The sequence below is a fragment of the Kushneria konosiri genome, assembly GCF_002155145.1.
In the GTDB taxonomy this organism is placed as follows: domain Bacteria; phylum Pseudomonadota; class Gammaproteobacteria; order Pseudomonadales; family Halomonadaceae; genus Kushneria; species Kushneria konosiri.
On the sequence record NZ_CP021323.1, the window covers coordinates 3,202,381 to 3,225,834 of the forward strand.

Consider the following 23,454-nt stretch of genomic DNA (forward strand, 5'->3'; position numbering starts at 1 on the left):
TATGGACTTATGGCACAGTCGTGCTTGCCATGACCGTATCGTGATCCATAAGCCATTCAAAATCTTGCCTGAACAGGCGAAACGAATCACCACTATCGGGTAATCGGGTTATAACCGCATAAAATACCGAACCTTTACCTTTATATCCTTGGCAAAATGTTTCTTTTTGTACAGCTCTATTCCCAAAATCACTTGTCGTATTTAAAGATAACGGTATAAAAAGAAATTTATGTTCCGCAGGTTTTGGAAGGCAACACAATCATGGATGGCCTGCGTCACTCCAGCATGATGCACTATTTATCATGCCTATCTCAGAACCTTGATTTTATGGTTCATTCAACGAGCCGGCTGGCTTTCGTCAGCCATCCTGCGAACTCAATTTAATTGGCATTGATAAACCGTACTGGTTCATGAACCTCACAGACTCTATACAATACAGATCAATATCAGGGCGAGAAATGCCGCCCCTACCCCTGCAGGAGTTCATTGATGAGTGAAACACAGCGTTCCAATGTAGATCCGGGTGAAATTGCCAAATTCGATGATCTTGCCAGTCGCTGGTGGGATCGTGAAGGCGAATGCAAGCCGCTTCATGATATTAACCCCTTGCGCCTCGATTATATCGATCAGCGTGCCGGTCTTACCGGTCATCGCGTAATCGATGTCGGTTGCGGTGGAGGCATTCTCAGCGAAGCCATGGCACATCGCGGCGCAGAAGTGACCGGCATCGATCTGGGCGAAGCGCCGCTGTCTGTTGCCCGCCTTCACCAACAGGAAAGTGGTGTCGAAGTAGACTATCGCTGCATCAGTGCCGAAGAAATGGCTGACCAGCAGCCGGGCAGCTTTGATGTAGTGGTCTGTTTTGAGATGCTGGAACATGTTCCCGATCCGGGAAGTGTCATCAAGGCCTGCGCCCGTATGGCCAAACCTGGTGGACACGTCTTTTTTTCAACGATCAACCGAAACCCGAAGTCATGGGCAATGGCGATTGTTGGCGCCGAATACGTCCTGAATCTTTTGCCACGTGGCACACACAGCTTCCAGCGTTTTATTCGCCCTTCCGAGCTGGCACGCTGGGCGAGGCAGGCCAACCTTGAAGTGCGTGACATTACAGGCATGATCTACAACCCCTTCACCCGCCACTACCGTCTTTCCAACAAGGATCTTGACGTCAATTATTTCATGCATACCCGTGTAGCACAGCAATGACCTGTTCACATAGCATCCCAAAGGCTGTTCTGTTTGATTTGGATGGCACTCTGGTCGATACCGCTCCAGATCTGGCTCGGGCAACCAATGCGCTCAGGCGGGAACATGGGCTATCACCACTGTCCTATATCGACATTCGACGGGAAGTATCACATGGCGGAAGTGCACTGGTAACACTGGCGCTGGGATTGGAAAAACAGGAGACAGGGCATAACGAAGCAAGGGCGCTTTTGCTTGAGCACTACGGTAAAAATGTTGCCGAAAAGAGCCACCTTTTTGCAGGCTTTCGGGAGGTACTTGACCACTATCGCCAGACGCAGCGCCCATGGGGAATCGTGACCAATAAGCCCAGAGAGTACGCAGTCCCCCTGCTAGAAGCATTGGATATAAAACCTGATGTACTTTTATGCGCAGATGACCTTCCAGTGAAAAAACCGGACCCTGCCCCACTTCTTGAAGCCGCAAAACGTCTGAATGTTGAACCAGAACAGTGCTGGTACATTGGTGATCATCTACGCGACATCCAGGCGGCCAACAATGCCGGCATGACAGCCATTGCGGTCAAATATGGTTATCTGCGTCAGGAGGATGTCCCCGACGAGTGGCCCGCAAGTCAGCTTTTCGAAACGTCGGAAGCACTTTGCAAAGCGCTGCTACGGCACGATTCTCGTAAAGCAGGCAGCTTTTAAAGAGTAAGCAGGAAGTAGCGGGCATTTCGATTTTGGCGAAGTGCCCGCAAATTCGGATTGAAATATCAGCCACTGGTTTTTTGCATAAACTCGCGCGCAAGGCCTGCCGCATCACTGTCTGAATGCTCGCTAATGACCTTTTTCAGCATGTTCTGACTTTCAGAACTTTTCCCCTGACGCGCATAAACAAGGCCCAGTTTGTACATGGCATCGGGGACCTTGTTGCTTTGTGGATAGTCATTAATGACCTTGCCAAAGGCAGCCGAGGAATTATCCAGCTGTGATTTGGCAGAATAAAGCTCGCCCAGCCAATACCAGGCATTTCCGTTCAAACCGGATTGCGGATAGTCGCGATTAAAGGCTTCAAATGCGGAAATGGCTTGATCAAATTCGCGTTTTTGAACGTGCGAAAAAGCGGCCTGATAGGCACCCTGAGCATCACTGGAGGAAGCGGGCGAACGCGAGGATGACGAAGATTGACTGCCACCAGAAGCTGCCTGGGTAATAGGGTCGCCACCGCTGGAAGAACTGCCATCATTGTTGGATGAAGGGCTGCCATTATCCTGTGAACCACTCAAGCGCTCTTCAAGATCAAGGTAGCGCTGTTGCGACAGCTTTGTCTGCTGTTCCAGCTGATGGCGGAGTTCTTCAATCTGACCACGCAACTGATTGATATCCTGCTCCTGGCTTTGCAAACGGTTAAAGATTTGCAAAGTGCCAGTACCGGAACCCGTGGCGGCCTGATTATAAAAGGATTCTGTTTGTGCGGATGCCCAAACGGACAGCGGGAGCACCAGGGCTCCCGCGCCGCACAGTCGAACAAGACTGTATTTCATTACTTACTCCGGGATCAGTAGTCGATAACGACGCGGCGATCCTGAGCATAGGCCTGTTCAGAGTTGCCCGATGCTGCCGGACGCTCTTCGCCATAGCTGACAACTTCAATCTGCGAAGCAGGCACGCCCTGAATGGTCAGATACTGACGTACGGCGTTGGCACGACGCTCACCAAGACCCAGGTTGTACTCACGAGTACCACGCGGATCGGTGTGGCCTTCCAGTACGATATTGGTGCTGGAATTACGCTGCAGATACTGAGCATGCTGGTTCAGCATGGATTCGTATTGCGGACGAATGCTGTCGCTGTCGAAATCGAAGTAGACACGGTTTTCGCTGGGCATCTGTGCCTGCTGTCCGGAGTTCTGACCGGTAGCACCTGAGCTGCTGCTCATGCCCTGAGTAGAAGAACCGCTGTTCATGCCACTGTTTTGCTGGTCACCATCCTGGGTACCGCCGCCACTGGAACAGCCGGCAACAACCGCCAGAGAGAGTGCGGCCGCCAGAGTCTTGGCGTAGGAAGAAAACTGCATGATGATCTCCTTGCTCTTATAAAGAATGACAAAATTCATTCTAGTCGTTTAATTCAAAAACGGCGACCAGGAAGGTTCACGAACCTCACCATTGGGTGAAGGTATTACGAAAGAAGCCCTGCCATCTGCCGAAACAGCACCAAGCACACCACGTGCTCTCTGCTGAGTGGCATATACCACCATTGTGCCATTGGGCGCAACTGCCGGCGCTTCATCCTGATAAGTATTACTCAATACCGTGACACGTCCCGACGACAAATCCTGCTTGGCCACCTGAAAACCGCGGTCCGTTCGAGTGGTCATGAAAATGGTCTTTTTGTCAGGTCCGTATAGCCCACCTGCATTGTAATTACCGGTAAAGGTCATGCGCTTTGCATTACCGCCCGTGGCATCCATCTGATAAATCTGCGGCTGACCACTGCGATCGGAAGTAAACAGAATCGAGCGGCCATCCGGACTCCAGTCCGGTTCGGTATTGATGGAACCGGAGTTGGTCAACTGTGTCAGCGAACGAGACGCAATGTCCATGACATAAATTTCAGGGTTGCCATCCTTTGAAAGTGACATGGCAAGCTTGCGCCCATCCGGAGACCAGGCCGGTGCTCCATTGATTCCCTTGAATGATGTGAGCTGGACGCGTCGCCCGCTGGAAAGCTGCTGGACATAAATGGCAGGACGTCCTGATTCAAAGGAAACATACGCGAGCTTCTGACCATCCGGAGACCAGGCCGGCGAAAGGATGGGCTGATCGGAAGACAGAATCTGCTGCGGACGATGGCCATCCTGGTCGGCAACATAGAGCGCATAGCTGATGTTGGGATCAACACCATTGGCCGTCACATAGGCAATGCGTGTCTGAAAGGCGCCGCGAATACCGGTGATCTCTTCAAAGATCTGATCAGCAATATAGTGAGCACGAGAGCGCAGCTGATCTCCGCTGGAAGTCACCACTTCCCCAAGTTCGCGACGCTGGCCTGATACGTAATGAAGTTCATAGCTGATCTTGTAGCCATTCCCGGACGCCTCAACACGCCCTACGACCAGATAATTGGCCCTTACCCGACGCCAGTCGCCGTAATTGATACTATCGCCACTGGCAGGACGAGAGATCAGATCCTGTGGCGCCAGTGGCGCGAATTGACCACTGTGCTCAAGATCGTCGGCGATAATCTTGCCAATATCTTCAGAAGGACTGACGCCTTCGCCCCGGAAAGGCACCACTGCAATCGGTATGGCATTATCATTGCCACGTGTGATCTCGATGGTGAGATCACCAGCTGCCTGCGCCATCAGACTGGTCATCATGAGCATCATGAAACCAGCCAGTGCCATTAGTTTTTTCATCAGCACACACCCTCGGGTTTTAACGATCCTTGATCCCTGCTGCCTGCCATTGAAACAGGCGCAATATCGACCACGTCCTTACACCACATAGCAAACCTTTCTAACCCTAGCGCACATCCTCGGGATTGAAGCGCAGATTGAAACTTCTGAATTTCTGCCTCGCTTCGGCCGGCAGTTGACTCATTTCAGTAAACGGCGCGGCCCTTTCCACCGCTTGTACGGCCGAACGATCAAACCCTGGATCACCGCTGCTGCTGGAAACCGTGGCCGACAAAAGCTCACCGGTCGGTAAAAGCTGCACTCTAACCACTGTGACCAGTCCGGAAGCCGCACTGGGTGGACGCGACCAACTCTGCTCGACGGCACGACGCACCAGGTTCATGAAGCCATTGGAGGCCTCCTGAGCCTGACGTGCATTGGCAATGGATTGTGCCTCGTTGGTAATCTCATCGCCAAAGGCGTCCTGACTGGCCGCGGCAGCGGCTTCTGCAGCCCGCTTGCGATCAGCTTCCGCTTTTTTCTTGGCGGCAGCCTCTGCAGCGGCTTTCTTCTTCGCAGCGGCCTCGGCTTCTGCCTTTTTCTTGGCCTCGGCCTCTGCCTTTTTCTTGGCCTCGGCTTCTGCCTTCTTCTTGGCCTCGGCTTCTGCCTGCTTCTTGGCCTCGGCTTCTGCCTGCTTCTTGGCCTCGGCCTCTGCCTGCTTCTTGGCCTCGGCTTCTGCCTGCTTCTTGGCCTCGGCTTCTGCCTGCTTCTTGGCCTCGGCTTCTGCCTGCTTCTTGGCCTCGGCCTCTGCCTGCTTCTTGGCCTCGGCTTCTGCCTGCTTCTTGGCCTCGGCTTCTGCCTGCTTCTTGGCCTCGGCTTCTGCCTGCTTCTTGGCCTCGGCCTCTGCCTGCTTCTTGGCCTCGGCTTCTGCCTGCTTCTTGGCCTCGGCTTCTGCCTGCTTCTTGGACTCGGCTTCTGCCTGCTTCTTGGACTCGGCCTTCTGCTTGGCTTCTGCCTTCTGTTTAGCCTCGGCTTGTGCTTTTTGCTCAGCTTCGGCTTTTTCGCGGGCCTGCTGCTCCTGCTGCTGCAGAGCAGCAACTTCTTTGGCCTGTTCGGCTCGGCGCTGAGCGGCTGCCTGTGCTTCCTGAGCAGCCTGCTCAGCTGCCTCGGCCTGTTGGCGCGCCGTCTCCTCGGCAGCATTATCTTCCGTGGCTTCCGGCTCGGGCTGCTCACGCTCCGGCCCCTGCTGGGCACGTGGCTGCGCTTCAGTCGCCTGTTGCGCCTGATCTGTCGCCGTCTCCATTGAAATCAGTTCTGCCTGTACAACGGCATTGGAGGTTTCAACAGGATCACTTTGTGGCCAGCGAAAAGCCATCAACCCGATGACGCCCACGTGCAGTAAAACTGCAAGCACGGTGGGCAACGTATAGCCTACACGGCGATCGTGTCTGGCCATTATCTCTCCCTACTGCTGGTCGCCAGGCGGTGGATCAGAGATCAGTCCAACATTGGGAACACCTGCATTTTGCAGAGCTCCCATAAGCGTCACGACCTGACCATAGGAAACATTGCGATCGCCGCGCACCATCACAGGGGTACCCGGATTGCGATTAAGTACGGCCATAACCTGATCACTGATGTCATCAAGTGACTTGCTCTGCTGCTCATCGCCCAGGCTGATGTAATAGTCGCCGTCACGATTGACCGTGACGACCAGAGGCTCATTGTCACTTTGTACCGGCTCTGAGCTGATCTGTGGCAGATCAACGTCGATGCCCTGATTGATCGTGGGCGCCGCAATAATAAAAATCACCAGCAGCACCAGCATGACGTCGATGAACGGCACAACGTTCATCTCACTGGAAAGCTTTTTACGCCGGTTACGTCGGTAGGATCCCTGCATGAAGCGCTCCTTAGCTATTCTCGCCAGTGTTGCGGTTTTGCAGGTTTCGATGCAGGAAGGCATGAAACTCTTCGGCAAAGTTTTCCATGCGTACCATGAGCTTGTCCGCCTTGTGAGTCAGACGGTTATAGCCGATGTTGGCGGGAATGGCCGCGAAAAGCCCCATGGCCGTAGCGACGAGTGCTTCCGCGATTGCTGGTGCAATCGTACCCAACGATACCTGCTGGGCACCGCCGAGTGCCTGAAAGGTGCCCAGAATGCCCCAGACAGTACCAAAAAGACCGACATAGACAGCAGACGAGCTGATAATGGCCAGAATCGCCAGGTGCGAGGTCAGACGCTCTTCTTCACGAGAGACGGAGACCCTCATTGAGCGTTCAACGCCCTCAAGTACGGCATTGTGGCTGCGCGATTTAGGCAGCAGCCGATTGAACTCGCGAAATCCTGAACGAAAGATATGAGCGGCCCCCTGAGGATTATCAGCAGGGACTTCCCGGTAAAGCTCATTGAGATCAACACCTGACCAGAAGTGTGACTCGAAGTCATCCAGCTCTCGCGAGTCACGCTTTAGTGCAAAGGCTCGCTGAAAGATCAGCACCCAGGAAAGAACAGATGCTGCAAGCAGTATCATCATGATCAGCTGGACGACCAGGCCAGCGTGAAAAAACAGCGAAATGATCGACATTGAATCGTTCACGAAAAACCTCTTCAGGCGTTCTGGGAATCAAGCGTCATGGCCGAAAGCATATCTTCGGGCCAACGAGCTGGTTTGTAACGTGTTGCATCAATACAGGCAATATCGACCATGCCACGAAAAAGAAGTTTTCCGTCTCGCATGACCCGTTGCTCGAATGCCACGGTGCATTGGCGGGGCGCGCCTGCCACGGTCTCGATGCTTATAAGGTCGTCGAGCTGTGCCGGCAGGCGATACTGGCACTCCAGACGACGAACGACCAGCGCAATATTGCGTTTTAGCAGCGAGTGTTGATCAAAACCTTTCGCCCGTAGCCACTCGGTGCGGCCACGTTCAAGGTAGTTGAGATAGTTGGCGTGATAGACGATACCGCCGGCATCGGTATCCTCGATATAAACGCGTAAATCAAGAGAGGTCATGCCGTCCCGGGCTCCACTGTTGCCGTGCCATCACCGGCGTCCGGAATGTCATCCGTGGGTGAAAGGTCAAAGTGTAAATAGGCCAGGCGAGTTACCATACGGCCGCGAGCCGTACGCAGCATGAACCCCTGCTGAATCAGATAGGGCTCAAGCACATCCTCAATGGTGTCACGCTCTTCACTGATGGCAGCGGCCAGACTCTCTACCCCCACCGGCCCGCCATCAAATTTCTCAATCATGGTCAGAAGCAGTCGCCGATCCATGTGATCAAGTCCATGGCGATCCACATGCAGCATATTGAGCGCCTTGTCCGCCACATCAGCGGTCAGTCGACCGTTGCCACGCACCTGTGCAAAGTCACGCACGCGCCGCAGCAGACGATTGGCAATACGCGGCGTTCCTCGTGCGCGACGTGCGACCTCAATGGCGCCACCTTCATCGGCTTCGAAATCCATGAGCCGGGCACTGCGATTCACGATGTGGGTCAGCTCATCGATATTGTAGAACTCAAGACGCTGCACGATCCCGAAACGGTCTCTCAAGGGTGCGGTCAAAAGACCGGCCCTGGTCGTTGCCCCGACCAGCGTAAAGCGCGGGAGGTCGAGTTTGATGGAGCGTGCCGCCGGACCTTCGCCGATCATGATATCGAGCTGAAAGTCTTCCATCGCAGGATAGAGAACTTCCTCCACGGCAGAAGACAGCCTGTGAATCTCATCAATAAAAAGCACATCGCCCGGCTGCAGATTGGTCAGCATGGCGGCAAGGTCGCCAGCCTTTTCAAGCACCGGGCCCGAGGTGGATTTGATATCCACGCCCATCTCTTTGGCGATAATGTGCGCAAGCGTTGTCTTGCCAAGCCCGGGCGGCCCGAAGATCAGCGTATGATCGAGGCTGTCCTCACGCTGACGAGCGGCTGTAATGAAAATATCGAGCTGCTCACGCACTGGTGCCTGCCCAACGTAATCATCAAGCATGCGAGGACGAATGGCGTGATCCTTTCGCTCCTCATCAGGACGCTCGGCACCGGCAATAAGTCGATCGGTTTCAATCATGAGGCTCTACCCTTGCCGCTGCGCACTTCACTGCCGGCCAGACGGTCAGACAGCGCCGCCTTGATCAGGGCTTCAGTCGATTGAGTGGTATCGAGCCCCGACAGCATTCTGGCAGCTTCCGTCGGCTTGTAGCCAAGGGCAATCAGTGCTGCTTCGGCATCGGCGTGGTTGTCACTTTCAAGCGGAAGCTCGGCGTCTTCGACGCCCTGCTCCATTTGTTCGAACTCTGGCCAGTGCTTGAAACGGTCCCGCATTTCGATGATCAGTCGCTCGGCGGTTTTCTTGCCTACTCCTGGCAGGCGCGTCAGCGTTTTGGTGTCATCTTCCATGACACTTTTCATGAACTGCTGACGATCCATGCCGGACAGTATTGCCAGCGCCAGACGAGGACCAACGCCGGAGATACGGATCAATTCACGAAACAGACGACGCTCGGTTTCATCAATGAAGCCATACAAAAGATGAGCATCCTCGCGAACGCTTAGATGGGTGTAAAGCCGTACCGTTTCACCCGGCGCCGGCAATGCCAGCAGCGTATTCATGGACGCTTCAAGCTCATATCCGACACCATGAACATCGATCACGATCAGGGGCGGTTTCTTTTCAAGCAGTTGACCGTGCAGGCGACCTATCATGCGTTATGTATCCAGACAGAAACGGTAAAAATACAGGGTCTTTAAATGTCATCGATGCTGAAATATCGGCTCAGGGGCGATAGTGGCGCCAGCTGGACGACCGCTGTTTCGTCGAGCGAGTCGGCGCTGGCATGGCAACCGCGCCTCGACTGGTAAAAAAGTGCGTCAGCGCGATGGCCAGCGCGTCGGCGGCATCTTCCTGAGGCAGCCCTGACAACTTAAGCGTTGACTGTACCATATGCTGCACCTGCGTCTTGTCGGCCCCGCCATTGCCTGTCACCACCTGTTTGATACGTCTTGCGGCATACTCATGCACGTCCAGCCCATGGTTGGCTGCACAGACAATGGCCGTACCGCGAGCCTGACCCAGCTTGAGCGCGGAGTCAGCATTTTTGGACAGGAACACCTGTTCGATGGCCATCTCGCCTGGGGCATACTGGGCAATGATTTCGGCAACGCCGGCATATACCTGGGCCAGTTTCTGAGCCAGTGTCGAAGCGTCAATCCTGATGCAACCGCTGGTAACATAGCGCGGCGCTCGACTTGAGACATCGATCACACCAAAGCCGGTACGACGCGACCCCGGATCGATGCCCAGCAGGATCATTCTCCGCCTCCTGTCGAGCCGGTATCACTCATGATGCACCCTCGAGCGCCTCGAGCACACGAGGCTCAAAATCAACGTTGGAATACACGTTTTGTACGTCGTCCAGATCTTCAAGACGATCAAACAACATCACGATACGGCGCGCCGTATCGACATCATCAATACTTGAATAGCTGTCAGGGAACATGCCGACGTCGCTGTGCATTACCTCGATGTCAGCCTGATCAAGCGCATCTCTGACCGAGCCGAACTCGCTCGGGGTGGTGACCACCTCAAGCGTGCCATCATCTCGAGACTGCACGTCTTCGGCGCCCGCCTCCAGAGTCACCTCGATAACGCTTTCCTCGGTTGTTCCTGCAGGCAGCACAATACGACCCTGCTTTTGAAAGAGAAAGGCGACCGAACCACTGCTTCCCAGGTTACCGCCATGCTTGTTAAAGGCAGTGCGAACCTCCGAGACCGTCCGGTTGCGGTTGTCACTCATGCACTCAACCAGGATAGCCACGCCATCCGGCCCATAACCTTCATACACCAGCTCTTCCATGGCATCGCTGTCGCTATTGCCAGCGCCACGGGCAACGGCTCGATCAATCGTATCGCGTGTCATATTGCTGGACAGAGCCTTGTCGACCGCCGCACGAAGCCGCGGATTGTCCTCCACGGCGCTGCCTCCCTGACGCGCGGCGACCGTTAACTCACGAATCAGGCGCGTAAATATCTTGCCCTTTTTGGCATCCTGGGCCGCCTTTCGATGCTTGATATTGGCCCATTTGCTGTGTCCTGCCATGGGATGGCTCCTTCAACTGCTCGCCATCAATCATACAATGGCGTCATACAAAAATACGGGTGTGCAAGGCACACCCGTATTAACCCTAACACTCCCGAGAAACGGTCACAGAAACGTTTCGTTTCCGTTTGCCCGTCGATCAGGTGGTTGTGTTATCAGACGCTTTCTGGCGCAGGCGAATGTGCAACTCCTTGAGCTGCTCATTGCTGACCGTTCCGGGCGCTTCGGTCATCAGACACGCCGCGCTCTGCGTTTTGGGGAAAGCAATCACATCACGGATGGTACGACCACCGGTCATCAGCATGACCAGTCGATCGAGACCAAATGCCAGCCCACCGTGCGGCGGTGCACCGTGTGCCAGACCATCCAGCAGGAAGCCGAATTTCTCGCGGGCTTCTTCATCACTGATGCCCAGAGCTTCAAAGACCTGCCGTTGCATGCCCTGATCATGAATACGAATTGACCCGCCACCCAGCTCGGTACCGTTGAGGACCATATCGTAGGCGCGGGACAGCGCGTTTTCCGGATTCTGCTTGAGCGTTTCCGGATCGCAGGCCGGTGCCGTGAACGGATGGTGCAGTGCGGCAAGGCGACCACTGTCATCACGTTCGAACATCGGGAAGTCGACCACCCACAGCGGCGCCCAGGGACGAGTATAGAGATCAAGATCGCCGCCCAGCTTCACACGCAGTGCACCCAGCGCTTCGTTAACGACTTTTGCACGGTCGGCCCCGAAGAAAAGGATATCGCCATCTTCGGCTCCGGCACGGTCCAGCAGCGTCTCGATCACGTTTTCCATGAACTTGACGATAGGCGACTGTAGTCCTTCGATGCCCTTCGAGCGGTCGTTGACCTTGATCCAGGCCAGACCGCGAGCGCCATAGATACCGACAAATCTGGTGTACTCGTCGATCTCCTTGCGAGAAAGCTTCGCCCCACCGGGCACCCTGAGTACGGCAACACGGCCGTCTTCAGCATTGGCCGGACCAGAGAACACCTTGAAGTCGACATCCTTCATCAGATCATCAACGTCGACGAATTCCAGCGGAATGCGCAAATCCGGCTTGTCAGAACCATAACGACGCATGGCGTCATGCCAGGTCATCCGCGGGAACTGCGGCAGCGACACGTCGAGCACTTCCACGAAAAGACGACGAATCATCTCTTCGGTCATCCCCATGATGTCGTCTTCCTCGACAAAGGAGGCTTCGATATCGATCTGGGTGAATTCCGGCTGACGATCGGCACGAAGATCTTCATCACGGAAGCACTTGGCAATCTGATAATAGCGGTCAAAACCGGCTACCATCAGCAGCTGCTTGAAGAGCTGCGGAGACTGCGGCAGTGCAAAGAACTCACCGGCATGGGTGCGGCTGGGCACGAGATAGTCACGTGCACCTTCAGGCGTGGCACGAGTCAGAATGGGCGTTTCGATATCGAGAAAACCGTTGTCTTCAAGATAGGCGCGAACGCTGTGAGTGATACGCGAACGAAGCCGCAGGCGATCGATCATTTCGGGGCGACGCAGATCGATGTAGCGATACTTGAGGCGAACGTCTTCACCGACCTTGCCATGTTCATCGAGCTGGAACGGCGGGGTTACGGCCGTATTGAGCACCTCAACCTGCGTGGCAAGCACCTCGATCAGACCCGTCGGCATGTTGGCGTTCTGGGTACCTTCCGGACGCATGCGAATACGACCGGTAATACGCAGTACATACTCGCTGCGGGCTCGATCTGCATTGGCAAAGGCATCCGGCGTGTCCGGATCAACCACAACCTGTGCAATGCCATCACGATCACGCATGTCGAGGAAAATCACCCCACCATGATCGCGGCGGCGGTGGACCCAACCGCAGAGTGTGACTTCCTGGTCGACAAGGCTTTCGTTTAGCTGGCCGCAATAATGACTGCGCATCTTTAATCCTGTGTTGTAACGCTTGATGTAATGCCTGAGTTGTTTGAATGCCGAAGGCAGTTGACTGCCTTCGGCATGGGGCAATTCCCGCAACAACGTCAGCTGTCGGACGTACCGCCCTTGTCGGACTTGCTGTCACCGGCAAGGTTACGACGACCCGAACTCTTGAAATCGGTCTCGTACCACCCACCCCCTGAAAGCCGGAACCCCGCAGCTGAAATCAGACGCTCAAGAGCGCCCTCATGACAGGATGGGCATTCCACCAGAGGAGCAGCATCAATCTTTTGAATCTTTTCAAGGCGCGTACCGCAGGCGCGGCACTCATATTCATAAATCGGCATGGTCTTTCATACCCGATATTTGATGTTACTGCAGGTGCGCTCAAGCAACCTGCCCCTGCCGGGAAACAATATCCATCGGATGGCAGACATTATTCCCGATGTCTGATTGACGCATCGGTCTACTGACACGACGATACAACCTCGCACAAGGCACGCATTATAGCGCGGCAGACATCATGATGGGCAAGGAGTGCACCCCCATGAAGGCAGTAATTCTCGACAGCGATACCCTGGGCAGCGACATTGATCTTTCACCTCTTTCCAGCATGGTCGATGAGTTCGATCATTGGGGCGCCACACACCCGGAGGACGTTGTCAAACGTCTTGAAGGTGCCACTATTGCCATCACCAACAAGGTCGTCATTGATGATGACATCATGGCTGCATTGCCTGATCTAAAGATGATCGCCGTAACCGCCACCGGTACCAACAATATCGACATGCAAGGCGCCCGGGAACGCAACATTACCGTGGCCAATGTCACAGGATACGGCACACAAAGCGTGGCGCAGCACACACTGATGATCATGCTGGCTCTGGCCACACGACTGCCCTGCTACCAGCATGATGTTGCCACCCATCAATGGGAGCAGGCTTCCTCCTTTTGCCTTCAGCATTACCCGACCATGCAACTTGCCGGCAAGCATCTGGCGCTGGCCGGCAGTGGCGAACTCGGTCAGGCGGTAGCGCAACTGGGCCGGGCTTTCGGAATGAAGGTCAGCTTTTGTGCACGTCCCAATGCCGAGCACGATGACCGCCCGTCACTTGAAGCACTTCTCCCGGAAGCTGATGTGGTCTCTCTGCATTGCCCTCTGACGCCTGAAACACATCACCTGATCAACCAGGCGCGCCTGAAGCTGATGAAACCAGACGCCCTGCTGATCAACTGCGGGCGCGGAGGATTGATCGATGAACAGGCCTCACTTGAGGCACTAAAGAATCGGCGCCTTGGTGGTCTGGGTGTTGATGTCCTGCCAAAGGAGCCTCCCCGCGAGGGCCATGAACTAATCGAAGCGATGTCGCAGGGATCTCTCAATCTTGTCGTCACGCCTCATAACGCATGGATAGCCCCGGAAGCTCGACAGAATATTGTTTCCATGACGGCTGATAACATCCGCAAATTTCTATCAACCGAATGACTTAAGTATTCAGATCTCTGGCCAAAACATAATATAACGGTATAAGCGTTACTGATTGATTACGCGATTACCCTGAAAAAAAATATTGGGCCGATGCTGCCATTGTCATAATCCTTTGGTCGAAGACCATGTCGCATGGCAGACACTTCCCAAACCTCTTTTTCAGGTATGAAACAGCAGCATGGAAGCTTTTAATCAGCATCTTTTTCTTGCTCTCAACGCGCAACCACAAAGCCAACCACTGGTGATCTGGTTTGCCATTATCATGGCCAAATATGCCATCCTTTGTGTTCCTTTGATCATGATCATGGGATGGTTTGGCAAGAGCGAGGCGCATCACAAGATAATGTTGACAGCGCTTCTGGCAACGGTGGGTGCCCTGCTGATCAATAATCTGATCGGTTCGGTAATCTGGTATCACCCTCGCCCCTTCGTGATGCCACTAGGACATACGCTGATTTCGCATGCACCTACGCCCTCTTTTCCAAGCAACCACATGACGATCGTTTCAACGGTTGCCTTCAGCTTTATTCTACGCCCGGCGCTACGCAAAACGGGTGTTGCACTTGCCGTACTGGCTCTGCCCATTGCCTGGTCACGTATTTATCTGGGCGTGCATTTCCCGCTGGACATGCTGGGCGCTGTCATCGTTGCTGGTGTGGCTTCCCTGATGATGCTCTGGCTGCAGCCCCTGTATCTCGAAACGCTTTATGGTGTAACCCGTGGCGTTTATCGCATCGTTTTTTCACCCTTGATCGCTCGTGGCCTTTTACATCGATAACATCAATTTCAGAATCAAAAGCCCGCTGTCAGGCGGGCTTTTTTATGTCACCACCCTTCTTTGGGGGATCAGCTACGCACGGACACTGAACTTATGTCAGACTTGCATCACAATATTTTCAGCGACTTAAAGAAATGCCGTTGCGGCTGCAGCAGTGATTTCAATGTCGATACAGACGTGGAGGCCTTGTATGACACATACCATTATTTTCGATACTGACCCGGGCGTTGACGATGCACAGGCCATTGCGCTGATCATGGCGCACCCGGATATCGAAGTCCTGGGACTGACCACTACCTTTGGCAATGTTCGTGTCGAAACCGCCACCCGTAATGCCCTGCTACTGACCGAGCTGGCCGGCCAGAGCATCCCTGTCGCTCAGGGCGCAGATTATCCGCTGGTGAAAACGCCCTATCCGGTGCCGGCCCATATTCATGGCGCTGATGGACTGGGCAATCAGACACTTGATGAACCTGCCGGTCAGATCGAAGCCATTAGTGCAGCGCAATTCATCGTGGACAAGACCCGCGAACGCCCGGGGGAAATCACGCTGGTGGCCGTGGGCCCTCTGGGCAATCTGGCCATGGCCATCGCCCTTGATCCGGACGTCGTCAATCGTGTCAAGCAGGTCGTGATCATGGGCGGCTCGGCAGCGCGAGGCGGCAACGTCACCCCGCTGGCCGAAGCCAATATCTTCTCCGACCCGCACGCTGCCAAACGTGTCCTGACAGCGGACTGGCCACTGGTAATGGTAGGCCTTGATGTCACACTGGATACGGTCATCACCCCGGATCGCATGGCGCGCATTGCCAAGGGCCAGGGGGCGCTGGGCGACGTGCTGTCACACAGCTATGACTTTTATGCAGACTTCTACCGCAGTGCCATCGGCCTTGATGGCTGCTGTCCCCACGATAGCTGCGCGGTCGCATGGCTGATCCATCCGGAATTTTTCGAAACCGTCCCCGGGCATCTGGATGTGGTGACAGAAGGTGCTGCGGAAGGCCAGACCATCTTTGCACCGGCAGAGCGCCAGTACGTCAGCGATCGCTGGTCAAAGACACCAACCGTACAGGTCTGTATGAAAGTGGATGGTGACGCGGTTGCGAACTGGATCGAGCAGACACTGACCACATCGCACAACGTATAACAACCGTCACGCCATGACAGGGAGGTAATGGTGAATACGATACCCCGCAAGGATGCTCCCGACCTGCCTGAGAGCGGCCAGGCATGGGCCCTTTTTCTGGATCTCGATGGCACACTGGTCGATCTGGTAGACCACCCTGACAACATTGCCGTTGATGGGGCTCTCCGAGAACGCCTTGAGACCCTCACCGACCTGCTGGATGGGGCGGTAGCGGTCATCAGCGGTCGCGCCATCGATGATCTGGACAGGCACCTGAAACTGTCTTCGCTTGCCATGTCAGGCCAGCACGGTGCTGAATGGCGTAATAGCCAGGGGGATCGTCAGATTGCACGAGAGCATCAAAAGGCGCTGGATGCCGTGCGAGAAAAGGTCAGAAAACAGGTAGAGCGCGATGATGCGCTCTACCTGGAGGACAAGGGGGCCAGTCTTGCCCTGCATTATCGAAACCGGCCCGATGCAGGCGATATGCTCAAGCAGGAGCTGGACTCAATGATCGAGCATTACCCGGATCTTCTGGAACTTCATCAGGGTAAATTCGTGTTCGAGATCAAGGGCCAGGGCTATGACAAGGGCGTGGCACTCGAGCGCTTTCTGGCCGTTGCCCCCTTTGCAGACCGATGCCCGATATTTATCGGCGACGACCGTACTGACGAAGACGGGTTTCGTGTTGTTAATGCCCGTCAGGGCCTGGCCATCAAGGTAGGGACAGGCGAGAGTGTTGCCACCTGTCGTCTGACGGATCCCGCGGCCGTCCATGCCTGGCTGGATGAGTGGATCACACGGCTACAACGCTCATGAAGCCATCAAAGAGTTCACGGAGGAAACCTTGAAGCAACTGATCGTAGTCTCCAATCGTGTCCCCTCGCCTGACAAGGACAGCGGTAGTCAGGGCGGGTTGGCCGTCGGTGTCATGAATGCCCTGAGTCGCACACAGGGGCTATGGATGGGCTGGAACGGCCAGCTGGTCGAGGACGCCGAGCAGCATGCGCCTCAAAGCTATGAAAACGAGGGCGTGCAGTTCGCAACCTTCCCGCTGACAGAGCAGGAACACGAGCTTTTCTACGTTGGCTATTCCAACGAGGTACTCTGGCCCCTTTTCCACTATCGCTCGGACATGGTCGAGTACTCGCGCGAAAAGGATGCAGGCTATCAGCACGTCAACGAGCGCTTTGCTCGTCAGGTGGCCGGTCAGATCACGAAAGACAGCGACGCATCGATCTGGGTCCACGATTATCAGCTGCTTTCCACGGGCCACTATCTACGCCTTATGGACGTCGAATGCCCCATCGGCTTTTTTCTCCATATCCCGGTGCCGCCCTGGGAAGTGTTCCGCATTCTCCCCCATCATGCGCGCATGATTGAGCATTTGTGCGCCTATGACACCATCGGGTTTCAGACCGCCACTGACCTCAGACACTTCCTTGAAAATGTCGAGCGCAGCGGCGTTGCCACTGTTGAAGGCAACACGGTGATTTATGACCGTCGACGCATCAACACCGGCGTTTTTCCCATTTCGATCGATGTGGATACCGCTCGCGAGATGGCAGAAAAGGGCGAACAATCCTCACGCAGCCATCGACTTAAGGAATCCCTCCAGGGCGGCCCTTTGATCATCGGCGTGGACCGCCTTGATTACAGCAAGGGGCTCTACAAACGCTTTCAGGCCTTCGAACAGCTGCTGGAAAATACCCATACCCGCTACGGCAATGTGACCTACCTGCAGATTGCCCCGCTGTCCAGAACCGGTGTGGAGCGTTATGCCAGCCTGCGCCGCGAGCTTGAACGTATTGCGGGTCACGTCAATGGTCGCTTCTCGACCTATGACTGGATGCCCCTGCGCTATCTCAACACGGGCTATGACCGTGAAACCCTGATGGGCTTCATGCGACAGAGTCGCGTCGGGCTGGTAACGCCCCTGCGTGACGGCATGAACCTAGTAGCCAAGGAGTATGTCGCCGCCCAGGACCCGGAAGACCCGGGTGTTCTTTTGCTGTCCAACCTGGCAGGTGCCGCCGAGGAGCTCGATGGCGCCATGCTGTGCAATCCCTTCGACGTTGAAGAGATGGCCGATATGCTCGATGCAGCCCTTTCCATGTCGCTGGAAGAGCGCAAGGAGCGCTGGCAACGTCTTCACAAGGTCATCAGCACCTACGATATCCATCGCTGGGGAGAAAGCTTTGTAACGGCGCTGGATCAGTCCGCGGCCGCAAGGCATGCTGACGAGTAGTCATTGCCTCGCCCTGACAAGGGTTTAAAAACCGTTCACCAAAAAGCGAAATGCCATGTCAAAAGACATGGCATTTTTTATGGATCCAGCCTGTCACGATCAGGCAGTCTGAAAACCGCTCCAGGACTGCGGCGCAATCCGCTCCCCTGTTACCTGATCTACCCGAGCCGCTGGCGGGCCGGTCTGCAGCCAGTCGATCATCGCCGCCACATCATCATGGCTACCCGCCATGCCTACCTCGACACTGCCGTCGTCACAGTTTCTGGCGTAACCCGATATTCCCAGCTGGCGAGCGCGCTGTGCCGTGGCGTAACGAAAGCCGACACCCTGAACATCGCCGGTGACTCGTGCCTTCATATATCGCATGACGTCCTCCATCGATGAATGATGCTTCAAAGCCTGGCACAGTCACGACCAGTCAATGCAGACAACTTTCAGGGATTGCCCATATTCTGCCATCGCCTACATTTTCAGGAAATCTCGCGGGAGTTTTTGCAGCTGGTGCCATAGTCTCTCAACGTCTGGCTTGTGTACCAGCGAACAACGATAGAGTCGAATATCGAGCGGAATGTTCCATTTTTCATCGCCTGCGCGCACCAGACGGTTGGACGCCAGCTCCTCATGAATGCAGAAGTCGGGAATCCAGGCCATGCCTACGCCCTGCAATGCCATACCCTTGAGCCCTTCGGCCATGGCGGTTTCATAGATGGTGCGAAGCCGCAGCCGCAGGGGATCGTTTTTTAACAGCATATGCACGCTTCGCCCCAGAAAGGCGCCCTGGGTATAGGCCAGGTGCGGGATACTGTCGCCGCTTTCGAGATTGAAAAGAGGGTTGCCCTGAGCATCCGGTACACATACCGGCAACATGCAGACCTGACCGATGGAAAAGGAGGGAAATATTTCACTGTCGAGCTGCATGGTTGCATAAGGATCATGATAGGCCAGCATCAGATCACAGTTCCCGTCACGCAGCACATGGATGGCGTCTCCGACATTCATGGCCATCAAGCGGGTAGGCAGCTCTCCTACCCCTTTTTGCAGCCGGGAAATCCAGCGTGGAAAAAAGGCCAGCGCCAGTGAGTGCGCGGCAGCAATATCAAGTGCCTCATTGGCAATGTTGAGCCCACGCAGATGGCTAATACTTTCGTTGAGCTGCTCTACCAGACTGCGAGCGGTCACCAGAAAAAGCTGACCTTCCGGGGTAAGACTGACAGGCGTCGTGGAACGGTCCACCAGCATGACCCCGGTGGCCTGCTCAAGCGCTCGAATGCGGCGGCTAAAGGCAGGCTGAGTGACGTGTCGACGGCGTGCGGCAGCAGAAAAGCTGCGCGTGGCATTGAGGGCCACGAAATCTTCAAGCCATTTGGTTTCCAGATTCAACGCGTAGTACCTGCTTTTTTGTCAGCCTGCCCCCAGGGGCGCGAGGCGGCGATTCTAACCGGCACGAGCCTACAAGTGATAGGCTGGCAACGTCAGACATGACACATTCAACGACGGCACAAAAGAGATAACTTCATGTCCCAACGCACTTTCTCCCTTTCCAGCATCCCCCTGTGGCAGAAAATCATGGCGGGGCTGGTGCTGGGTATCCTTGTCGGCTGGCTGCTGGGAGATCATGCCCAGTGGCTTTCCCCCATTGGCACGCTTTTCATCAATGCCATCAAGATGCTGATCGTGCCGCTGGTCTTTACGTCATTGATCAGCGGCATTGTCTCCATGGGCGACCCGGCCAAGATGGGCAGAATCGGCGGCAAGGCGGTCGCACTCTATCTGGTAACGACCGCCTTCGCCATCGCGTTGGGCTTGCTGGCAGCCTCTATCCTGCAGCCGGGCGTTGGCGTTGACATGCAGATGGACAATAGCGTCACCCCCGGGGAAGCACCCACCCTGACCGAGATTCTGGTCGGTCTGGTACCGACCAATCCGATCAATGCCATGGTGGAAGGCAATATCCTGCAGATCATCGTCTTTGCCATTGCTCTGGGCATTTCACTGGTATTGATTGGTGAGCGCGGCCAGCCGGCCATTAAAGTGATCAACTCTGTGGCCGAGGCGCTTTACAAGCTGACCTCACTGATCATGGCCTGTGCCCCTGTCGGTGTATTTGCCCTGATTGCGGTCGTTGCAGGACAGTACGGCCTGGCCGTTCTGCTCCCCCTGCTCAAGGTCATCGGCGTGGTGTATCTCGCCTGCATCCTTCACGTACTGCTGATTTACAGCGGCATGCTTGCCCTGCTGGCACGACTCAATCCGCGGCGCTATCTCACCGGTAGTCTGGATGCCATTGTCGTGGCCTTCTCTTCGGCCTCAAGCGCAGGCACCCTGCCTGTCTCCATTCGCTGCGCGCGAGAAAAACTAGGAATCTCGCAGGGGGTCTCGGGGTTTGTGCTACCGGTAGGTGCCACCATCAACATGGACGGCACGGCGCTTTACATGGGCGTGGTGGCGCTTTTCGTGGCGCAGCTGACCGGTACCGACCTGACCACGACCGACTACATCATGATCGTTCTGACGGGTACGCTGGCCTCGATTGGTACAGCGGGCGTCCCGGGTGCCGGACTGATCATGCTCTCGATCGTATTTGCTCAGACCAACCTGCCACTGGAAGCACTGGGCCTGATTGCCGGCATTGATCGTATTCTGGACATGGCGAGAACCGCCGTGAATGTCTCGGGTGATCTGATGGTCACCACGCTGGTGGGCAAAAGCGAACGTGAGATCGACCTGGACATTTATAACGACAAGTCTGCCGGACAAGCCTCCTGAGAGCCTGACAGGTAGAGATATCACCCGCCCTTACTGGCATCATCGATCACTGGATCGGTGATGCCAGATAAGCCGCTCGCGCCGCCAGCTTGTGCCACAGGGGGCGCTTGTTAATCTCCTCGAGCGTTACCTGTCGGCAGCTGGCAAAGTCCTCTTCAAGCATCTGGGCGACTTCTGCGGCAAACCCTTCATCTGCCACGTAGGCAGTCACCTCAAAATTGAGCCGGAAAGATCGGTTGTCCAGATTAACCGTGCCGACAGCACTGGCGTGATGGTCGATTAAAAAGGTTTTCTGGTGCAAAAACCCCGGTTGATAACGGTATATTTTGACGCCAGCGCGAATCATGTCGCCCAGAAATGAAAATGCCGACAAAAATACCAGCAGATGATCGGGGCGCTCCGGCATCATCACCCGAACATCCACGCCTCTGAGCGCCGCCAGCTTGAGAGAGTCCTGAACGCCCTGATCCGGCACAAAATAAGGGCTGGTGACCCAGAAGCGTTCATTGGCCTGATTGATGGCATGCTGAATCAAAAGACTTGCAGTCTCCAGCGGATCGGAAGGTCCAGAAGGCACGATGACCACATGCTGCCCTGCATCGCCCGGCGCCTTGCGGGGATGCCATGCCAGCGACAGAATATCGCCAGTGGCCCAATGCCAGTCCTCCCAGAAGGACTCCTGTAATCCCAGCACGGCAGGCCCGATCAGCTTCAGATGAGTATCACGCCAGTGGCCATGTTTTTTACTTTCGCCGCGGTACTCCACACCAACATTCAGGCCACCCACCCATCCTTGACGACCATCGACAACCAGGATCTTGCGATGGTTGCGAAAGTTGACCTGAAAACGATGCCGCCAGCCCTTCGAGGATCCAAAGGGATGCACGGCCACCCCCGCCGAACGCAGCTCATTAAAATAGCGATCCGGCATGCCGTGCGAACCAATCTCGTCATAGAGAAAAAACACATGCACACCGCGCTCGGCGCATTCGATCAATCGCTGTTTAAGCGCCTGCCCCAGAGCATCATCACGCACGATGAAAAACTGGATAAGCACGTAATCTTCGGCCTGCTCGATGCCCCGAAAAAGACTTTCAAAGGTGGCATGGCCATTGATCAAAAGCTGACAGTGGTTGTCACCGGTCATCGGCAGCATGGCGAGCCGTTCTACTGCACGAAGACGAGCATCTTCGGGGCGTGCAAAGGCAGGTTCCACCAGGGTTCGAAACTGGTCCAGCACGCGACGCAGAGAGGTATCACGCTGCTCACGCGCGGATACATAGCCATAAAAACGAGGGCGACCCAAAAACCAGTAGGCCGGGATGGCCAGATAGGGAAAGGTGATCAGGCAGATGATCCAGGCGATGGCGCCCTGAGAGGTACGACTCGACATCAAGGCCATGAGCCCCGAAAGCGCTCCCAGCAAATGCAGGCAAATAATGAGCAGACCGCCCAGCAAGGCTGTCATGTCGAGGTACCACCCTTATCATCAGCAATTTGGGCGGAGCATACCCCACTATGGCACATGGGTCATTGCCGCCTTGAAACGAAAGCTCAGGCAGGCGTCTTATCCTGCTGACAGCACGGACAGTAATAGAGCCGGCGCGAAGTCACCGTGATTCTTTCAATGGGCGTCCCGCAGGCATGACAGGGCAACGCGGCGCGATTGAATACCGCATGTCGCCAGCGCGCTCTGGGCTCACCGGCCTCGATCATGGGCTCGCGCCAGACTTCGAGGTTGGTCACGCCGGCATGACGCCAGGCACGCGCCGTTACTTCCAGTATTTTTTCAGCCAGACGCTGGCATTGGGTCGCATCAAGGTCCATGGGTCGATAACGCTCATGCAGTCCCGCAAAAAAAAGAATCTCCGAACGCAAATAGTTGCCGATCCCGGCGTAGAAATGCTGATCCAGCAGCAGGGAGCCCAGCCGACGACGCCTGAAACGTGAGCCCTGCAGGCGGTTGACGATATCGTCAACCGTGACGTCATGCGTCAGCAGGTCAGGGCCAAGCCTTGATAAAAATGGATGCTCAGCGAGTTCTTCACGGTGCCAGAGCGAAATATCGGAGGCACTCATCAACCACGCTGAATGGGTCGCGGTGCTCAATCTCAGCCTCGGCGAACGCCTGCCGCCAGGTTCATTGCCACGACGCATGATGCGCCAGACCCCATAGAGCTGATTGTGCGAGTAGATGACATGGCCATCTTCGAAACCGGTCAGGAGCGCCTTGCCCCAGCTGTCGACGCTTGTCACCCGCTGTCCCACAAGGCGGGTCTCAAACGGCTTGAGGTGATCAAAGGCGAACCAGATATCTTCAATGGTATGCCCCGCCAGCACCTTGCCCAACCGGTCAGCGATGCGTCTGATTTCGGGTCCTTCCGGCATGCATGACATCCATTGTCAAAACGAGTGGTAAACAAGTAAACGCCTGCCCCATATCACGAG

Annotated in this window: 25 protein-coding genes; 8 read left to right on the forward strand and 17 right to left on the reverse strand. The window is 55.4% G+C overall.

Features of this window, described 5'->3' with window-relative positions; translation table 11 throughout:
- Positions 1-489: 489 nt before the first annotated feature.
- Together ubiG and B9G99_RS14820 are read left to right on the forward strand one after the other, a co-directional pair.
- Positions 490-1,209 (forward strand): bifunctional 2-polyprenyl-6-hydroxyphenol methylase/3-demethylubiquinol 3-O-methyltransferase UbiG, encoded by a 720-nt coding sequence (ubiG, locus tag B9G99_RS14815; RefSeq protein ID WP_086622855.1) that lies wholly within the window; start codon positions 490-492, stop codon positions 1,207-1,209.
- The gene (locus B9G99_RS14820) at positions 1,206-1,898 is read left to right on the forward strand and encodes an HAD-IA family hydrolase (protein WP_086622856.1); all 693 of its coding nucleotides are present in this window, start codon (positions 1,206-1,208) and stop codon (positions 1,896-1,898) included. The genes ubiG and B9G99_RS14820 overlap by 4 nt, the downstream gene beginning before the upstream one ends.
- Positions 1,899-1,963: 65 nt before the next feature.
- Here the strand turns inward: B9G99_RS14820 and ybgF are convergent, their stop codons facing one another.
- The 13 genes from ybgF to B9G99_RS14885 form a co-directional block, all read right to left on the reverse strand.
- Positions 1,964-2,734 carry a tol-pal system protein YbgF gene (ybgF, locus tag B9G99_RS14825; RefSeq protein ID WP_086622857.1) on the reverse strand — a complete coding sequence of 257 codons (771 nt, stop codon included), beginning with the start codon at positions 2,732-2,734 and terminating at the stop codon, positions 1,964-1,966.
- A gap of 14 nt (positions 2,735-2,748) precedes the next feature.
- A complete protein-coding gene (gene pal, locus B9G99_RS14830) occupies positions 2,749-3,267 on the reverse strand; it encodes a peptidoglycan-associated lipoprotein Pal (protein ID WP_086623509.1) in 519 nt (172 codons plus the stop codon).
- A gap of 48 nt (positions 3,268-3,315) precedes the next feature.
- Positions 3,316-4,611 (reverse strand): Tol-Pal system beta propeller repeat protein TolB, encoded by a 1,296-nt coding sequence (gene tolB / locus B9G99_RS14835; RefSeq protein WP_086622858.1) that lies wholly within the window; start codon positions 4,609-4,611, stop codon positions 3,316-3,318.
- Between the two features lie 106 nt (positions 4,612-4,717).
- Positions 4,718-6,046: a cell envelope integrity protein TolA gene (gene tolA / locus B9G99_RS14840; RefSeq protein ID WP_086622859.1), complete on the reverse strand. Its 1,329-nt coding sequence runs from the start codon at positions 6,044-6,046 to the stop codon at positions 4,718-4,720.
- A 9-nt stretch (positions 6,047-6,055) separates the two neighbouring features.
- Positions 6,056-6,493, reverse strand: a complete 438-nt coding sequence (tolR, locus tag B9G99_RS14845; protein WP_086622860.1) for a protein TolR — start codon at positions 6,491-6,493, stop codon at positions 6,056-6,058.
- A 10-nt stretch (positions 6,494-6,503) separates the two neighbouring features.
- On the reverse strand, positions 6,504-7,190 hold the full coding sequence (gene tolQ / locus B9G99_RS14850; RefSeq protein WP_086622861.1) for a protein TolQ: 687 nt from the start codon (positions 7,188-7,190) through the stop codon (positions 6,504-6,506).
- A gap of 11 nt (positions 7,191-7,201) precedes the next feature.
- Positions 7,202-7,606: a tol-pal system-associated acyl-CoA thioesterase gene (gene ybgC, locus B9G99_RS14855; RefSeq protein ID WP_086622862.1), complete on the reverse strand. Its 405-nt coding sequence runs from the start codon at positions 7,604-7,606 to the stop codon at positions 7,202-7,204.
- Positions 7,603-8,658: a Holliday junction branch migration DNA helicase RuvB gene (ruvB, locus tag B9G99_RS14860; RefSeq protein WP_086622863.1), complete on the reverse strand. Its 1,056-nt coding sequence runs from the start codon at positions 8,656-8,658 to the stop codon at positions 7,603-7,605. Before ruvB ends, ybgC begins: the two co-directional genes overlap by 4 nt.
- A complete protein-coding gene (ruvA, locus tag B9G99_RS14865) occupies positions 8,655-9,293 on the reverse strand; it encodes a Holliday junction branch migration protein RuvA (protein WP_086622864.1) in 639 nt (212 codons plus the stop codon). The genes ruvB and ruvA overlap by 4 nt, the downstream gene beginning before the upstream one ends.
- A gap of 70 nt (positions 9,294-9,363) precedes the next feature.
- The gene (gene ruvC / locus B9G99_RS14870; protein ID WP_086622865.1) at positions 9,364-9,900 is read right to left on the reverse strand and encodes a crossover junction endodeoxyribonuclease RuvC; all 537 of its coding nucleotides are present in this window, start codon (positions 9,898-9,900) and stop codon (positions 9,364-9,366) included.
- Positions 9,901-9,928: 28 nt separating this feature from the next.
- Positions 9,929-10,687 carry a YebC/PmpR family DNA-binding transcriptional regulator gene (locus B9G99_RS14875; RefSeq protein ID WP_086622866.1) on the reverse strand — a complete coding sequence of 253 codons (759 nt, stop codon included), beginning with the start codon at positions 10,685-10,687 and terminating at the stop codon, positions 9,929-9,931.
- A 139-nt stretch (positions 10,688-10,826) separates the two neighbouring features.
- Positions 10,827-12,605, reverse strand: a complete 1,779-nt coding sequence (gene aspS / locus B9G99_RS14880; protein ID WP_086622867.1) for an aspartate--tRNA ligase — start codon at positions 12,603-12,605, stop codon at positions 10,827-10,829.
- A 98-nt stretch (positions 12,606-12,703) separates the two neighbouring features.
- The gene (locus B9G99_RS14885; RefSeq protein ID WP_086622868.1) at positions 12,704-12,946 is read right to left on the reverse strand and encodes an FmdB family zinc ribbon protein; all 243 of its coding nucleotides are present in this window, start codon (positions 12,944-12,946) and stop codon (positions 12,704-12,706) included.
- Positions 12,947-13,146: 200 nt separating this feature from the next.
- On the opposite strand from B9G99_RS14885, the gene B9G99_RS14890 reads away from it, so the two are divergent.
- From B9G99_RS14890 to B9G99_RS14910, 5 genes are all read left to right on the forward strand, one after another.
- The gene (locus B9G99_RS14890; RefSeq protein WP_086622869.1) at positions 13,147-14,085 is read left to right on the forward strand and encodes a D-2-hydroxyacid dehydrogenase; all 939 of its coding nucleotides are present in this window, start codon (positions 13,147-13,149) and stop codon (positions 14,083-14,085) included.
- 181 nt (positions 14,086-14,266) lie between these two features.
- On the forward strand, positions 14,267-14,866 hold the full coding sequence (locus B9G99_RS14895; protein WP_086622870.1) for an undecaprenyl-diphosphatase: 600 nt from the start codon (positions 14,267-14,269) through the stop codon (positions 14,864-14,866).
- 190 nt (positions 14,867-15,056) lie between these two features.
- Positions 15,057-16,013, forward strand: a complete 957-nt coding sequence (locus B9G99_RS14900; RefSeq protein ID WP_086622871.1) for a nucleoside hydrolase — start codon at positions 15,057-15,059, stop codon at positions 16,011-16,013.
- Between the two features lie 30 nt (positions 16,014-16,043).
- Positions 16,044-16,811 carry a trehalose-phosphatase gene (gene otsB / locus B9G99_RS14905; protein WP_158521520.1) on the forward strand — a complete coding sequence of 256 codons (768 nt, stop codon included), beginning with the start codon at positions 16,044-16,046 and terminating at the stop codon, positions 16,809-16,811.
- A 28-nt stretch (positions 16,812-16,839) separates the two neighbouring features.
- Entirely contained in the window at positions 16,840-18,240 is a 1,401-nt protein-coding gene (locus B9G99_RS14910) for an alpha,alpha-trehalose-phosphate synthase (UDP-forming) (RefSeq protein WP_086623510.1), read from the forward strand.
- A gap of 99 nt (positions 18,241-18,339) precedes the next feature.
- Here the strand turns inward: B9G99_RS14910 and yccX are convergent, their stop codons facing one another.
- Both yccX and B9G99_RS14920 read right to left on the reverse strand, forming a co-directional pair.
- Positions 18,340-18,606 (reverse strand): acylphosphatase, encoded by a 267-nt coding sequence (gene yccX, locus B9G99_RS14915; protein WP_227875842.1) that lies wholly within the window; start codon positions 18,604-18,606, stop codon positions 18,340-18,342.
- Between the two features lie 96 nt (positions 18,607-18,702).
- Entirely contained in the window at positions 18,703-19,620 is a 918-nt protein-coding gene (locus tag B9G99_RS14920; RefSeq protein WP_086622874.1) for a LysR substrate-binding domain-containing protein, read from the reverse strand.
- Between the two features lie 135 nt (positions 19,621-19,755).
- Between B9G99_RS14920 and B9G99_RS14925 the strand changes: the two genes are divergently transcribed.
- Entirely contained in the window at positions 19,756-21,006 is a 1,251-nt protein-coding gene (locus tag B9G99_RS14925) for a dicarboxylate/amino acid:cation symporter (RefSeq protein ID WP_086622875.1), read from the forward strand.
- A gap of 46 nt (positions 21,007-21,052) precedes the next feature.
- Here the strand turns inward: B9G99_RS14925 and cls are convergent, their stop codons facing one another.
- Positions 21,053-22,474, reverse strand: a complete 1,422-nt coding sequence (cls, locus tag B9G99_RS14930; RefSeq protein WP_086622876.1) for a cardiolipin synthase — start codon at positions 22,472-22,474, stop codon at positions 21,053-21,055.
- Between the two features lie 86 nt (positions 22,475-22,560).
- On the reverse strand, positions 22,561-23,394 hold the full coding sequence (gene nei, locus B9G99_RS14935; RefSeq protein WP_086622877.1) for an endonuclease VIII: 834 nt from the start codon (positions 23,392-23,394) through the stop codon (positions 22,561-22,563).
- Positions 23,395-23,454 lie beyond the last annotated feature (60 nt).

Excerpts from the sequence above, each read along its gene's own strand:
- yccX (WP_227875842.1), bottom strand. The coding sequence starts at position 18,606 with ATGCGATATATGAAGGCACGAGTCACCGGCGATGTTCAGGGTGTCGGC.
- aspS (WP_086622867.1), bottom strand. The coding sequence starts at position 12,605 with ATGCGCAGTCATTATTGCGGCCAGCTAAACGAAAGCCTTGTCGACCAG.
- ruvA (WP_086622864.1), bottom strand. The coding sequence starts at position 9,293 with ATGATAGGTCGCCTGCACGGTCAACTGCTTGAAAAGAAACCGCCCCTG.
- B9G99_RS14820 (WP_086622856.1), top strand. The coding sequence starts at position 1,206 with ATGACCTGTTCACATAGCATCCCAAAGGCTGTTCTGTTTGATTTGGAT.
- B9G99_RS14875 (WP_086622866.1), bottom strand. The coding sequence starts at position 10,687 with ATGGCAGGACACAGCAAATGGGCCAATATCAAGCATCGAAAGGCGGCC.
- B9G99_RS14895 (WP_086622870.1), top strand. The coding sequence starts at position 14,267 with ATGGAAGCTTTTAATCAGCATCTTTTTCTTGCTCTCAACGCGCAACCA.
- nei (WP_086622877.1), bottom strand. The coding sequence starts at position 23,394 with ATGCCGGAAGGACCCGAAATCAGACGCATCGCTGACCGGTTGGGCAAG.
- B9G99_RS14890 (WP_086622869.1), top strand. The coding sequence starts at position 13,147 with ATGAAGGCAGTAATTCTCGACAGCGATACCCTGGGCAGCGACATTGAT.
- ubiG (WP_086622855.1), top strand. The coding sequence starts at position 490 with ATGAGTGAAACACAGCGTTCCAATGTAGATCCGGGTGAAATTGCCAAA.
- B9G99_RS14900 (WP_086622871.1), top strand. The coding sequence starts at position 15,057 with ATGACACATACCATTATTTTCGATACTGACCCGGGCGTTGACGATGCA.
- ruvB (WP_086622863.1), bottom strand. The coding sequence starts at position 8,658 with ATGATTGAAACCGATCGACTTATTGCCGGTGCCGAGCGTCCTGATGAG.
- tolA (WP_086622859.1), bottom strand. The coding sequence starts at position 6,046 with ATGGCCAGACACGATCGCCGTGTAGGCTATACGTTGCCCACCGTGCTT.
- B9G99_RS14925 (WP_086622875.1), top strand. The coding sequence starts at position 19,756 with ATGTCCCAACGCACTTTCTCCCTTTCCAGCATCCCCCTGTGGCAGAAA.
- ruvC (WP_086622865.1), bottom strand. The coding sequence starts at position 9,900 with ATGATCCTGCTGGGCATCGATCCGGGGTCGCGTCGTACCGGCTTTGGT.
- ybgC (WP_086622862.1), bottom strand. The coding sequence starts at position 7,606 with ATGACCTCTCTTGATTTACGCGTTTATATCGAGGATACCGATGCCGGC.
- pal (WP_086623509.1), bottom strand. The coding sequence starts at position 3,267 with ATGCAGTTTTCTTCCTACGCCAAGACTCTGGCGGCCGCACTCTCTCTG.
- B9G99_RS14885 (WP_086622868.1), bottom strand. The coding sequence starts at position 12,946 with ATGCCGATTTATGAATATGAGTGCCGCGCCTGCGGTACGCGCCTTGAA.
- tolB (WP_086622858.1), bottom strand. The coding sequence starts at position 4,611 with ATGAAAAAACTAATGGCACTGGCTGGTTTCATGATGCTCATGATGACC.
- tolR (WP_086622860.1), bottom strand. The coding sequence starts at position 6,493 with ATGCAGGGATCCTACCGACGTAACCGGCGTAAAAAGCTTTCCAGTGAG.
- cls (WP_086622876.1), bottom strand. The coding sequence starts at position 22,474 with ATGACAGCCTTGCTGGGCGGTCTGCTCATTATTTGCCTGCATTTGCTG.
- ybgF (WP_086622857.1), bottom strand. The coding sequence starts at position 2,734 with ATGAAATACAGTCTTGTTCGACTGTGCGGCGCGGGAGCCCTGGTGCTC.